This window comes from Polaribacter litorisediminis (assembly GCF_019968605.1).
Classification (GTDB): domain Bacteria; phylum Bacteroidota; class Bacteroidia; order Flavobacteriales; family Flavobacteriaceae; genus Polaribacter; species Polaribacter litorisediminis.
In genome coordinates this window covers 1,412,000-1,424,782 of the sequence record NZ_CP082966.1, presented here as the reverse complement: position 1 = coordinate 1,424,782, position 12,783 = coordinate 1,412,000, and the positions used below count along the sequence as shown (strand labels likewise).

The 12,783-nt window shown below is 29.0% G+C and carries 11 protein-coding genes; 6 read left to right on the top strand and 5 right to left on the bottom strand.

Annotated elements, in window-relative coordinates; translation table 11 throughout:
- Positions 1-238 precede the first annotated feature (238 nt).
- Complete coding sequence (locus K8354_RS06150) at positions 239-1,483, top strand: cation:proton antiporter (protein ID WP_223446352.1); 1,245 nt, start codon at positions 239-241, stop codon at positions 1,481-1,483.
- Positions 1,484-1,567: 84 nt separating this feature from the next.
- Here the strand turns inward: K8354_RS06150 and K8354_RS06145 are convergent, their stop codons facing one another.
- From K8354_RS06145 to K8354_RS06135, 3 genes are all read right to left on the bottom strand, one after another.
- Positions 1,568-1,783: a hypothetical protein gene (locus K8354_RS06145; protein WP_223446350.1), complete on the bottom strand. Its 216-nt coding sequence runs from the start codon at positions 1,781-1,783 to the stop codon at positions 1,568-1,570.
- Between the two features lie 91 nt (positions 1,784-1,874).
- A complete protein-coding gene (locus K8354_RS06140; protein WP_223446348.1) occupies positions 1,875-3,218 on the bottom strand; it encodes a DNA recombination protein RmuC in 1,344 nt (447 codons plus the stop codon).
- Positions 3,219-3,248: 30 nt separating this feature from the next.
- A complete protein-coding gene (locus K8354_RS06135; protein WP_223446346.1) occupies positions 3,249-4,766 on the bottom strand; it encodes a reverse transcriptase domain-containing protein in 1,518 nt (505 codons plus the stop codon).
- A 62-nt stretch (positions 4,767-4,828) separates the two neighbouring features.
- Between K8354_RS06135 and K8354_RS06130 the strand changes: the two genes are divergently transcribed.
- From K8354_RS06130 to K8354_RS06120, 3 genes are all read left to right on the top strand, one after another.
- On the top strand, positions 4,829-4,966 hold the full coding sequence (locus K8354_RS06130) for a hypothetical protein (RefSeq protein ID WP_223446344.1): 138 nt from the start codon (positions 4,829-4,831) through the stop codon (positions 4,964-4,966).
- A 278-nt stretch (positions 4,967-5,244) separates the two neighbouring features.
- The gene (locus tag K8354_RS06125; protein WP_223446342.1) at positions 5,245-5,961 is read left to right on the top strand and encodes a hypothetical protein; all 717 of its coding nucleotides are present in this window, start codon (positions 5,245-5,247) and stop codon (positions 5,959-5,961) included.
- A gap of 34 nt (positions 5,962-5,995) precedes the next feature.
- Complete coding sequence (locus K8354_RS06120) at positions 5,996-6,535, top strand: 1-acyl-sn-glycerol-3-phosphate acyltransferase (RefSeq protein WP_223446340.1); 540 nt, start codon at positions 5,996-5,998, stop codon at positions 6,533-6,535.
- 79 nt (positions 6,536-6,614) lie between these two features.
- On the opposite strand, the gene pepT is transcribed toward K8354_RS06120, so the two are convergent.
- Positions 6,615-7,856 (bottom strand): peptidase T, encoded by a 1,242-nt coding sequence (gene pepT, locus K8354_RS06115; protein ID WP_223446338.1) that lies wholly within the window; start codon positions 7,854-7,856, stop codon positions 6,615-6,617.
- Between the two features lie 76 nt (positions 7,857-7,932).
- Positions 7,933-8,331, bottom strand: a complete 399-nt coding sequence (locus K8354_RS06110) for an HU family DNA-binding protein (RefSeq protein ID WP_223446336.1) — start codon at positions 8,329-8,331, stop codon at positions 7,933-7,935.
- A 698-nt stretch (positions 8,332-9,029) separates the two neighbouring features.
- On the opposite strand from K8354_RS06110, the gene K8354_RS06105 reads away from it, so the two are divergent.
- Together K8354_RS06105 and K8354_RS06100 are read left to right on the top strand one after the other, a co-directional pair.
- Complete coding sequence (locus tag K8354_RS06105; protein WP_223446333.1) at positions 9,030-11,732, top strand: class I SAM-dependent DNA methyltransferase; 2,703 nt, start codon at positions 9,030-9,032, stop codon at positions 11,730-11,732.
- Complete coding sequence (locus K8354_RS06100; protein WP_223446331.1) at positions 11,732-12,637, top strand: hypothetical protein; 906 nt, start codon at positions 11,732-11,734, stop codon at positions 12,635-12,637. Before K8354_RS06105 ends, K8354_RS06100 begins: the two co-directional genes overlap by 1 nt.
- Positions 12,638-12,783 lie beyond the last annotated feature (146 nt).

The window sequence follows — 12,783 nt, the reverse complement described above, 5'->3', positions numbered from 1 at the left end:
TTTTAAAGTAGTACACCTTGCTTTTAAAACTGCTTTAGAATTTATGATGTATCAAAAAATTTAAAATCATAATAATATTGTTTTTCAGTTAGTTACAGCCAAGTCTTTGTTCTTGATTCTAACAGCGAAAGCGGTCTTTTTATCTTTTATCGGACAACAATGATTAAGAGTAAAGATGAAAAGCATCAAGTAAAATCTTGGTGCTTTTTTATATATTTAAATTTTAAAATATAGATTTATGGATGCTTATTTTATTGCGACAGTTTTAATATTTTTATCTGCAATTTTCGGATATATCAATGTTCGATTTTTAAAGATGCCGAATACTATTGGATTAATGATTATTACCATTATTTTTACTTTAATTATTCTTTTGATTAGTGTTTTTGATACTACGTTATTAGAGCTCGAAAAATCTATTATTTCTAGTATCGATTTTAAAACAGTTTTGCTAGATGAAATGTTAAGCTTCTTATTATTTGCAGGAGCCTTACATACTAATTTTGAGCAATTAAAAATTCAGCGATGGCCAATTCTTCTATTTTCTACCCTAGGGGTTTTGACTTCAACTTTTTTAGTTGGTATAGCAATGTTTTTTATATTGCAGGTTTTAAGTTTTGAAGTAAATTTTATTTACTGTCTTTTATTCGGAGCTTTAATTTCGCCCACAGATCCTATTGCCGTTTTGGGAATTTTAAAGCAAGCTGGTGTCCCAAAAAAATTAGAAACAAAAATTGTTGGAGAATCTTTGTTTAATGATGGAGTAGGAGTTGTTGTCTTTTTAACCATTTTTCAAATTGCAAAATCGGGTGTAGAGCATACAAGTGCCATCGATATTATGCAATTATTTGGACAAGAAGTTTTGGGCGGAATTGCTTTAGGCGCTGTATTGGGTTGGGTTTCTTACAAATTATTAAAGACCATTGATGATTATGATATTGAGGTAATTATAACGTTAGCCGCTGTTATGGGCGGAACTGTAATTGCACATAAATTACATTTGTCTGCACCTTTGGCGATGGTTACTGCTGGTTTAATTGTTGGTAATGATACTGTTAGGTCTGCTACAATGTCTGACAATACAGAAAAATATGTTGATAAATTTTGGGAATTGATTGATATTCTCTTAAACGCCGTGCTATTTGTTTTAATTGGTATGGAAATGTTACTTTTAGTATTCGAGGGGAAATACATAATTGTAGGTATTATTGCAATTCCTGTAGTATTATTTTGCAGGTATATTTCTTTATTTTTACCCATAAATTTATTTAAAAAGAAACTAGATTTTGTGCCAAAAACCAATTTAATTATGACTTGGGGAGGTTTAAGAGGAGGAATTTCTATAGCTTTGGCCTTAGGTCTCTCTGATGATATGCACCGTGATTTATTTTTGGTGATTACCTATATTGTGGTCGTTTTTTCTATCATCGTTCAAGGTTTAACAGTGGGGAAACTGGTTGATAAATATAAAAAAGAAGTATAAAAAAATAGTACCAAAGAAATTCTTTGGTACTTGGATTTAATTTTTGAAAAGAAAGATTACTAACTTTTAATTTCTGTAGCCATTTTACAGTAATTTGTTTAGTAATTTTTGTTCTAAAGAATTAAAGCTTTCCTTCACTTCCTTCACTTTTTCAAGACTTTTTCCTTTCAAAATTTCGGAATCAGTATTATCTACTTTTTTAGTTTCCTTAGTTGTATTGGAATCTTCTCCAACTGCATTTTTCTTGATTTCTTTTTTTGTTTCTTTTTGCTCTTCATTCAAGCTTTTATTATCTTCCATTTTTATAGCATTTATAAATTAGCAGTAAAAATAAAAAAAAACATATATTTTCCTGAACTCCATTTAGTTAAATTTTAACTCATTTCATAAATTAATCTTCTCTTTTGGCTCGATCAATAATGTTTTCAGGAAGCGATTTTTTGGCTTTTGCGCCCATTTTCTTTAATTTTTCAACAGAATTTATTAAATTTCCTCTCCCATCAAAAAGTTTGTTCATTGCATTAGAATATTCTTTTTTGCTTTCATCAATTCGTTTTCCAATACCTACTAAATCTTTTAAAAGTCCGTCAAACTTATCGTATAATGCACCAGCTTGCTTCGCAATTTCTAAGGCATTTCTTTGCTGTTTTTCATTATTCCACATAGAATCAATGGTACGCAAGGTTGCTAATAAGGTAGCAGGAGTTACGATAACAATGTTTTTTTCAAAGGCTTTGTTATAGAGATGATTATCAGTATTCAAAGCAACTGCAAAAGCGGGTTCAATAGGAATAAAAAGTAACACAAAATCTGGAGATTCAATTTGATATAAATCTTCATATTTTTTTCCTGATAATTGATCGATATGTCGTTTTAAGGAAATTACATGGTCTTTTAGAAATAGTTCTTTTAAACCTTCATCATCTTCATTTATAAAACGTTCATAGGCTGTTAAGGAAACTTTAGAATCTATAATCATTTTTTTGTTATCGGGTAGGTGAATCACTACATCAGGTAAAACTCTTTTGTTGTCTTCTGTAGTAAAGCTTTGCTGCACATAATACTCCCTATCTTTCTCTAAACCAGATTTTTCTAAAACACGTTCTAAGACAAGTTCTCCCCAGTTACCTTGCATTTTACTATCGCCTTTTAAAGCTTTTGTTAAATTTAAAGTGTCTTTACTCATTTGCTGATTCAGTTCTTTTAAGCCTAAAATTTGCTGACGTAAAGCAGCATGATAATCAATACTTTCTTTGTGGGTTTGGTCTACTTTATCCTCAAAAACTTTTATTTTTTCTTGAAGCGGATTCAAGATAATTTTTAAATTCTCTTTATTTTGTAGGGTGAATTTATTTGATTTTTCTTCTAAAATTTTATTGGCTAAATTTTCAAATTCTTTGGTAAACTTATCTTGTAATTTCTCAACTTCTTGTGTATGTTCTGCTAATTTTAATCGTAAATGTTGTATTTCTGAATCCTGACGCGTATTGAGTGTTATTAAGGATTCTTTCTCTTTTTGATGCGCCTTGATCTCTTTTTGAACTTCAATATAATTATCGTCTACCATATCTTTAGATTGTTGCAATATAGCAACACGTTCTGCTAAAGTAGCTTTCTCTTTTTCGATATTTGTTTTCTCTTTTTCGAAGTTTACTTTTGATAATAGTTTTCCTATAAGAAAACCTATCAGGCTAAAAATCAGTGCTATTAAAGAGTATGTAATTAATTCTGTCATTTTCTTAAATTTTATTTTATTTCAAATTTATTATTCTTTTTTAACATTAGAAAAATCATATTTTTCAATAGTTTTTTGTAATATTTTCCAATGATTTCTCAATTGCCTTTTTATTTCTGGTGCATTTAAATCTTCTGAAGCTCTATAGGCATATCTTAAATAATTACCTCTAAATTTTCTTTTATAATTTTTAGTAACAGCTTTTCCATCTATAAAATCTGTTCTTTTAGCAGGAAGTTTTCTTGATTTAACTCCCTTAAAACTATATAATCTATATAATTTCCTTTTAAAAATGGGAGCTTCATCTTCAAGATACTTTTCTTTGATGTGTTCAACTCGTTTATGTTTTCTTTTTACAGTTTGTTTCATTTCTCTGTAAAACTGAGCAAGGTTTTTTGATTTTATTAAAGTTTGATAACCATAAAATTCAAAACCTAAATAATTGAGAGGAAAATTATTTTGAAAACTACCATCTTCTCTTATTTTAAAGGATTCAAGCCTATTCTTTTGTAACTTAAAAAGTGTTTTTTCAGTTTTTTCTTTTGATATTTTCAAATCAATTTTTGCAACTTCATCAATTATAAAATTTTCAACAAATTCAATTTCATTCTCTTTACATAGAACAACAATATCATCAGAATATCTTCTGTAAAAAACATCATGTTTAATAGTCAATTCATTAATTACAGCCTCATCAAAAGCTAACATATATATATTGGCTAACAGAGCACTTATTGGTAAACCTTGAGGAATACCCATTAATTTTTTTGTTATTTCATTCTTCTTTTGATTCTTGTGAATTATAATATCACTTTCTAAAAGCTCTTGTATATTATCAAAAAAAGTATGCTTTCCGTTTTTTTTATGGTGTGCCAATATTTTTTCATCAAAATGATTATTCTTTGTTTTTAAATCATCTAGTTTTACATAAGAAAACTTTGTAACTGCTTTAAAAAGGTTATAATGATCTTTTGGTAAAGTTTTATTACCTATTATTTTAGCCCAGGCTAGTTTTAATTTTTTATGATTTAGAGTAGGGAAGAAGTTCTCAATATCTAAAACTAACGCAACACAGTTTACTCTCTTCTTAATTTCATCAAATACATCTTTGGCAAAATGAACATTATTTTTAAACTTAACTTTGTCTTCTGTTTCAATTCTTCTATAAGCAGTTATTGATTCTGAAAGTAATTTGTTTTTATTTAAATAAGATTCATATTTTGGAGTAATAATTTTTTGTGTATAGTAAGAATATACATGAGCATCTATATGTGTAGCATATAAGATTTGTCTAATTTTAGTATTAGAAACTAAATCACCCTCTTTTAGCTTTTTGTGAGACCGTTTTAATTCTCCATTAAAATTGGATTCTTTATACCTACGTTGTTTAATCTCTTTAAATATTAAAGGCAGAAAAGAATGTTTTGCAACTTTTGTTGGATTGGAAACATAGTATTTTACTTTCTCCCTAACAGACATTGGTGTCTTGTTAGAAAAATGAGGATAACCTCTGTCCTTAAACCAATCTTTTTCTTTTTTATTTATCATAGCTAATAAAAGTAAGAGAAGTTCTCGCTCGGATTTTAATTTAATAAACGTAACATCATTAAATGACTGAGCTATTAACCATGTTCACGATTCCCGATGCAATTGAACTTACATTTGCCTATAGAGGTATGGATGCAGCTAATTATGAACTTAAACCTTATTTATATCAAAATGAAAATAAACAAACCAAAAGTAAATAGGTTCTTCAATATATTTATATATATGGTAGAAGCTCTGACTTCATTTCTTTGCATAACAGAAGATATATCGGATATTATATCAGATATATTGATGTTATGTAAAGAAATTAACATTTTGACTAATTCACGTATGTATTATCCCTTAAAAAAAGGTTTGAATTAATTGAAATTAAAAAATTTACAATGGCTCAATAAATGTTTATTAAAAATAACTAAAGAACTTCCTTACTTAGAAGTAAATATAAGATTTTTAGTTATCTTTAAAGAAAAAAACAAGTATGAAAAATAATTTTATTATTGGAGCTATTGTTACACTAAAATCTCATCCATTACTTTATAATAAAGTTATAAATGGAGATGGAAAATTAGTACCTCCTTTTATGGTGATTAAAGAAATTTTTAACGATGATAAAAAAAAGAGAACTCATTCTGAAGAATTAGGTAAAGAAATAGCAGATAAAATAAAATACAATTGTGTGTTTTTTGATGATAATAGAGTAGAGTTTAAGGAAGTTTTTTTATACAAATCAAGTTTATCATTATATAAAAAACTCGAAGAAAAAGATAAAGAAGAGAAAAAGGAAGTTATTAATTACTTAGAAAAATATAAATTTGGTAGTGTTGTTTCTTTTAAAACTAAAAATATTGAACTATCTAAGCTAAAAGAATCAAAAAGAATAGACAAGAGAGAAAATTTAAAACCTAAAGAAAAAGAAGATCCAATAAAAGAATCAGAATTAATAACTATCCAAAATGTTGTCAATTATTCTTCACCTAATTTTGTGTTAATTGGTATTAAAAAAAATGATTCAAAAAACGAGTTTTATCCAAATGGTGATATAAGAAAAGTTGCTTCTGAAATTCTCTATAAAGTAAAATGGTTTAATTCCAATCAAATGAAGTTTAGTGAAATTTATTTACCAGCAGAATGTTTTACAGATGTACAACCATTCAAAACGAAAGTTCCTCATAATCTTGTAAAAAAAGATATTTAAATGCTTAATTTTGTATGTGATTTAAACCCTCAATATGAAAAAAATAGCAAGCTTTATATTATTTACAATTTTTGGATGGAAACTGGAAGGTGATTTTTCTAAAGATGTAAAAAAATATGTGGTAATTGCAGCTCCACACACTAGTTGGCTAGATTTTCCGATTTCTATTTTGGCTAGAATGAGTTCTGGTATTATGATCAATTTTGTCGGAAAATCATCTCTTTTTAACGGCCCTTTTGGTTTTTTCTTTAAAGCTTTAGGAGGTACGCCTGTAGATCGAAGTAAGAGTAATAATTTAGTGGAAGCAATTATAAAAATTTTTCATCAAAAAGAAGTTTTTAGGCTTGCTTTATCTCCAGAAGGAACCCGTAAAAAAGTAAACACCTGGAAAACTGGATTTTATTATATCGCTAAAGGTGCAAATGTGCCCATTGTGATGGCGACGTTAGATTTTGAAAATAAAAAATTAAAAATCTCTGAACCTTATTACACGACCGACAATAAAGAAAAAGATTTTGCCTTTTTTAAGGCTTTTTACTTTAATGTAAAGGGGAAATACCCCGAACTTTCTTAAAATATTTTCTAGTAAAAACCACCTACTATTTTTAAGTATATTATCTTAATTCGTGGGTAATTCTTATCAATCAGAAAATTTATTTATATTTTTCTCCAACCTTTTGAGCGATGCCTATAATTACTTCCGTAGCTTTTATCATAGATTCTACAGGAACATACTCAAACCTGCCATGAAAATTATGTCCGCCTGCAAAAATATTAGGGCAAGGCAATCCTTTATACGACAATTGAGAACCGTCCGTACCGCCTCTAATAGGTTTTATGAGTGGTTTTATACCAATTTCCTGCATCACTTTTTCAGCAATATCTACAATATGCATTACAGGAGTAATTTTTTCCTTCATATTAAAATATTGATTTTTTATTTCTACATGCACCAAATCTTGCTCTAAACGCTGATTAAAATCGAAGGCTATTTTTTGCATTAAATATTTTCTTTTTTCAAAAATATCTAAATCATGATCTCTAATAATATATTCTAAAACAGTTTTTTCAACATTTCCATTCATATCGTGTAAATGAAAAAAACCTTCGTAATCAGTAGTTTTTTCTGGAACTTCATGCATTGGCAAAGCAGAAATATACTCATTGGCAATTAACATAGCGTTGATCATTTTTCCTTTAGCATATCCAGGATGTACAATTTTACCCGTAATGGTTACTTTGGCAGAAGCCGCATTAAAATTCTCGTATTCTAATTCCCCAATCTGGCTTCCATCCATCGTATACGCCCAAGCAGCTCCAAATTTTTCAATATCAAATAAATGCGCTCCTTTGCCAACTTCTTCATCTGGCGTAAAACAAATTCTGATTTTTCCGTGTTTAATAGATGGATTGTTGATTAAATATTCCATCGCAGAAACAATTTCCGTAATGCCAGCTTTATCATCCGCACCTAATAGCGTTGTACCATCTGTAGTAATCAAAGTCTGACCTTTGTATTGCAGTAAATCATCAAAATAATCTGGAGATAAAATGATCTTTTTCTCTTCATTTAAAATGATATCATTTCCTTGATAGTTCTCAACGATGCGAGGTTTTACATTGGCACCCGTAAAATCTGGACTTGTATCAATATGAGATATAAAACCAATTGTTGGTACTTCATACTCTAGATTACTCGGTAAAGTAGCCATGAGGTAACAATTTTCGTCCAATGCTACCTCTTGCATTCCAATTTCATTCAATTCCTGTTCTAAAACTTTGGCTAAATTCCATTGTTTTTCTGTACTTGGAAAAGCAGGATTATTAGGATCAGATTCCGTATCTATAGTTACATATTTTATAAAACGATCTGTAATATATTGTTTATCAATCATTTTTATTTTTATTTAAAAATCTCAAAATTTTTTACATTATGATTAAAGCGCATGCAGAACAGCCAAAGCTATACATTTACAAATGTCTACTGCCTTCTTTATAAACTTGCACACCCGCTTTAAGCATTTTTTTGAGTTTACGAGAAGGTTGGTAGTTGATGCTAAATTTTTTTATATTTTTTTTAGGAGACAATTCCTCAGGCGTTGGGGCAGCCACACTTTGTAAGCCCATTTTAAACTTACCCACATTGCCCATATCTATGGTGTAGCCATCTTGTAAATAAAAATCCATTTTTATACCTAAAGCAATCAATACCGCTTGTACATCTACGCTGTGCAAACTACATTCGTTACTAATATCGGCACTCAATTGTTCTAAATCTACAGTGCCCTTGCTTATGGCCTGTAAAATGTATTGTGGGGTATTGTTTTGTATGCTATTATTTCTTTTGGTAATTCTGTACTGTAAAGCCATTTTTTTTGTATATTGTAAATGTATTAAAAATAAAAGGCAATTGTACTACTAATATGCCTTTATTCAAATATACTACAAAATCTACATAAAAAGACTAGTATATTGATTATAAAATACTACAACTTTCGTTTCAAAATACTATAACTTTTAATCAAAAGCTTTTATACTTTGTTTTAAAACTATCTTAACTTTGTACCAAAAGTTATGTTTGTTTGTATAAAAAGTTCTGTAGGTTTTTAGAGTTGCCTCTTGATTCAGTACCCAATGGGTCTTGATGCGTGTTGTATTGCCTCTTGATGCGTGTTGCAAAAGCGCTTTGTGGTAGAAATTGTTGATGGTTACAAGTAAAAAACAAAACCTTTTCAGGCTATCAAACCTTAGCATATTATTATACAAGTTGGGCAATGGCGATGCCAGACCAACTAGCGCAATTACAATTGCCTTTTGATAAAGAATTTGCTTTGGCGAAACAGATAACAAAGCTCTAATCTGCTCCTACCAAAGAAAATTTAATATCAAATACTTAGTAAGAGAATCACAGGGTAATTATTACAATCCATCAAAAGAGGAAAGTGAGGACGCTAAGGGAAGTGAGGAAGTTGAGTAAACTTTCCTCACTTCCCTCAAAAACCTCATTTCCCTTGCAGTTTATCCTTAAAAGATTCCTATTTTTATAGTTCATTATTATGAAAAAGTAAATGAACGCATCCCAAATAGAAAAAAACGTAACAGCATTAGTAGAAAATTTCAATACAAAAGAATTTATATTCGACTTACTAAAAGCATACGGTATATCAAAAACATCAATTACACGTTTAAAAAAAGGAGATTTTAACCTATCTAAAATTGAAGGCGAAGTACTTTATAAAAGTAAAATGCTTTTTAAAGAAGTAGCATCTGGATCACTTTTAAACACTATAGATGAAATCACAAAAGATGTAACTTCATTAAAACACAATCCACGCTTTGTAATTGTTACAGATTATACAACAGTATTAGCAAAAGATATAAGAACAGGTTTAGCGTTAGATACACCTATTCTTGAAATTCATAAACACTTTGGTTTCTTTTTACCTTGGGCAGGTCAAGAAAAATATGCGCAAACCAACGAAAATTATGCAGATAGAAAAGCGTCATATAAAATGGCGAAGCTCTATGATATATTAGTTACTGAAAATCCAAATATCTATGATGATGGTGGTCATAACTTAAATATATTTCTATCTCGTTTACTATTTTGCTTTTTTGCAGAAGACACAGATATATTTCCAATTGAGGGAATGTTTACAGACACCTTAGAACAACATACTCAAAAAGAGGGAAGCGATACACATACGTTTTTAGATAGGCTTTTTAAAGTTTTGAATACAAAAGATAACAGTAAAGAAGCATCACATTTTACAGCCTTTCCTTTTGTAAATGGTGGGTTATTTAGAGATACCATAGTATCACCAAAATTCACTAAAGAAGCACGAAAAATAATTATTGACTGTGGCGATTTAGATTGGAGCGAAATCAATCCAGATATTTTTGGCTCTATGATACAGGCAGTCGTAAATCCTGCATATCGTAGTGGTTTAGGGATGCATTATACGTCTGTGCCTAATATTATGAAGGTTATTAAACCTTTGTTTTTAAATGAACTCTATGAGGAATTTGAAAAATACAAAGGCAACCCTAAAAAGCTAAGACAACTCATATACCGCATCTCAAAACTAAAAATTTTTGACCCTGCCTGTGGTAGCGGTAACTTTTTAATTATTGCTTATAAAGAATTACGAAAGTTAGAAATACAAATTTTACAAGAAATACATAGTTTAGAATTGCAACAATCTATTGTATTCACAGAAATTAAACTCTCACAATTTTATGGTATTGAGTTAGATGATTTCGCACATGAGATGGCAATTTTATCCTTATGGCTAGCAGAGCATCAAATGAATAAGTTTTTTGTAGATGAATTACACGACTTTGGTAAAGCCAAACCTATTTTGCCACTTAAAGAAGCAGGTAATATTACACAAGGCAACGCTACTCGTTTAAATTGGGAGGATACCTGTCCTAAAAATGCTAATGATGAAATTTATATTTTAGGGAATCCACCTTATTTGGGAGCGAGGATGCAAGACGCAAATCAGAAAAAGGATATTGAATTAGTATATTCTAAATATGGTAAAAGTTCTAAAGTTGATTATATATTTCCTTGGTTTTTAAAAGCATCGGAATTTATTCAGAATTTGAGTCAATCAAAATATTCATTCGTTTCAACCAATTCTATTTGTCAAGGTGAATTAGTAGCTCTATTGTGGCCATATATTTTAAATAAAAATTTAGAAATATTTTTTGCTCATACATCCTTTAAGTGGGAAAATAATGCTAAAGGTAATGCAGGAGTTGTTGTAATTATAATAGGAATACGAAATATTCAAAACACTACTAAATTCTTATATTCTGAAGGTACTACAAAAAAGGTGAAAAATATTAGTCCATATTTAATTGAAGGAAGTGATTTATTTGTTACAAAACAATCACAACCTTTATCAAATTTACCAAAAATGGAATATGGTAATATGGCAATTGATGGTGGTGGTTTAATTTTATCTACCAAAGAAAAAAATGAATTATTAATAGAATATCCGGATGCTGAATTATTAGTAAAGAAAGTTGTAGGAGCGCAAGAGTTTCTTAAGGGTTTAAAAAGATATTGTTTATGGATAACTGATGAAAACTTAGATTTAGCAAATTCAATTCTATTTATTCGAAAAAGGATTGATGTTGTTAAAAAATTCAGATTATCGAGTAGTGACAAAGGGACTCATAAAATAGCAGGTAGACCACATCAATTCAGAGAAATGAAAGAGTCAGAGAATTCTATTATTGTTCCAACAGTTTCTTCATCACGGAGGCATTATTTACCAATAGATTTTTTAAATAATAATGAGAATATTATTGCGCCTAATCAAGCAATCTATAATGCTCAACCATGGATGTTTGGTCTTGTTAGTTCTACAATTCATTTAGTATGGGTAAAAGCTGTTGGTGGTCGAATGAAATCAGATTATAGATATTCTTCCACTTTATGCTATAATACATTCCCATTCCCAGAAATCAATCAAAAACAAAAAGAACAAATCAATTTACACGTTTTTGAAGTCTTAGAAGAAAGAGAAAAACACTCAGGTAAAACCTTAGCACAACTCTATGACCCAGATAAAATGCCTAAAGGTTTAAAAGAAGCGCATCATCAATTAGATTTAGCTATTGAGCGTTGTTATCGTTTAAAACCTTTTACCAGTGATACAGAGCGTTTAGAATATCTTTTTAAGGAGTATGAAAAGATGATACATAAAAATACTTTGTTAGAGAAGCCAAAGAAAACACGTAAAACTAAAAAGGCATAATGGATAATCAAGACTATTGGAAAAATTTTGGTTTAGGCACAGAATTAGAAATCACTGGTGCATTTCTTTTCAATGGCTTAAAATCAATTAACACTTTAGATAATTTCAACTACGCAGAAGATGTTTTTGAGCTGCTGTATAACCTTTCGGTTGGTATAGAACGATTACAAAAAATAGCAATTATACTTATTGAAAATATCGATGTAAATAATAAAGAAAGCAAAAAGCAATTTGAAGAAAGCATAAGGCATCATAAGCTTTTAAACCTTCATATTATGATAGAGTGCAAACATAGTCTTAACTTAAATGCACATCAAAAAGAATTTTTACACCTACTATCTAAATTTTATAAAACGTACAGATATGATAGATTTAATATTAATTCAAGTAAAGATTATGAAAATGAGAAAATAGCATTTATTAGGTTTTTATCTAATAAATTATCTATTGTTAATATTTCAAATACCATAATTAATACAACACAAACACAAGCATATCTCGCAAAAATTATAAAGGCAATATCGTTAGCTATTTATAATTTAATTGAAATTGAAGCAAGAAATCTCAATATTTACACCTATGCTTTAAGACCTCAAGGCAAAGCCTACCGTATTTTTATTTATAAAGATTTCGATTTTAAGTACGATACAATTTTAAAAAAAGAACTTTTAATACGCTTAGTCAATAACTCAAACTCAAGTTTCATTAAGTTTATTAAAAGTATCAAACCATTGCCTTTTGATGTTCAAGATGAAAATGAAATTATAAGAGCACTTATGTCAAGTAATAAATTAGTTGACTATTTCGATGAGTTAGATGAATATTATGACCAATTAGAAAATAAAAAAGAAAGATTTGAAATGTTAGATGCCATAGGTAAAACAGGGATGGAGTTTTTACAATAATAAAAACGCTATTGTAAAGTTCCTCGATAATTTACAATAAGCAAAGCGTTAGTGTACTATTTTTTAGTTTTTACAATAAGAAAGGTAGAACAAAACACCATACGTACATATTTAAATGATTTTATTGAAAAAAAGATTATGAAACG

Excerpts from the sequence above, each read along its gene's own strand:
- K8354_RS06150 (WP_223446352.1), top strand. The coding sequence starts at position 239 with ATGGATGCTTATTTTATTGCGACAGTTTTAATATTTTTATCTGCAATT.
- K8354_RS06145 (WP_223446350.1), bottom strand. The coding sequence starts at position 1,783 with ATGGAAGATAATAAAAGCTTGAATGAAGAGCAAAAAGAAACAAAAAAA.
- K8354_RS06140 (WP_223446348.1), bottom strand. The coding sequence starts at position 3,218 with ATGACAGAATTAATTACATACTCTTTAATAGCACTGATTTTTAGCCTG.
- K8354_RS06135 (WP_223446346.1), bottom strand. The coding sequence starts at position 4,766 with ATGATAAATAAAAAAGAAAAAGATTGGTTTAAGGACAGAGGTTATCCT.
- K8354_RS06130 (WP_223446344.1), top strand. The coding sequence starts at position 4,829 with ATGACTGAGCTATTAACCATGTTCACGATTCCCGATGCAATTGAACTT.
- K8354_RS06125 (WP_223446342.1), top strand. The coding sequence starts at position 5,245 with ATGAAAAATAATTTTATTATTGGAGCTATTGTTACACTAAAATCTCAT.
- K8354_RS06120 (WP_223446340.1), top strand. The coding sequence starts at position 5,996 with ATGAAAAAAATAGCAAGCTTTATATTATTTACAATTTTTGGATGGAAA.
- pepT (WP_223446338.1), bottom strand. The coding sequence starts at position 7,856 with ATGATTGATAAACAATATATTACAGATCGTTTTATAAAATATGTAACT.
- K8354_RS06110 (WP_223446336.1), bottom strand. The coding sequence starts at position 8,331 with ATGGCTTTACAGTACAGAATTACCAAAAGAAATAATAGCATACAAAAC.
- K8354_RS06105 (WP_223446333.1), top strand. The coding sequence starts at position 9,030 with ATGAACGCATCCCAAATAGAAAAAAACGTAACAGCATTAGTAGAAAAT.
- K8354_RS06100 (WP_223446331.1), top strand. The coding sequence starts at position 11,732 with ATGGATAATCAAGACTATTGGAAAAATTTTGGTTTAGGCACAGAATTA.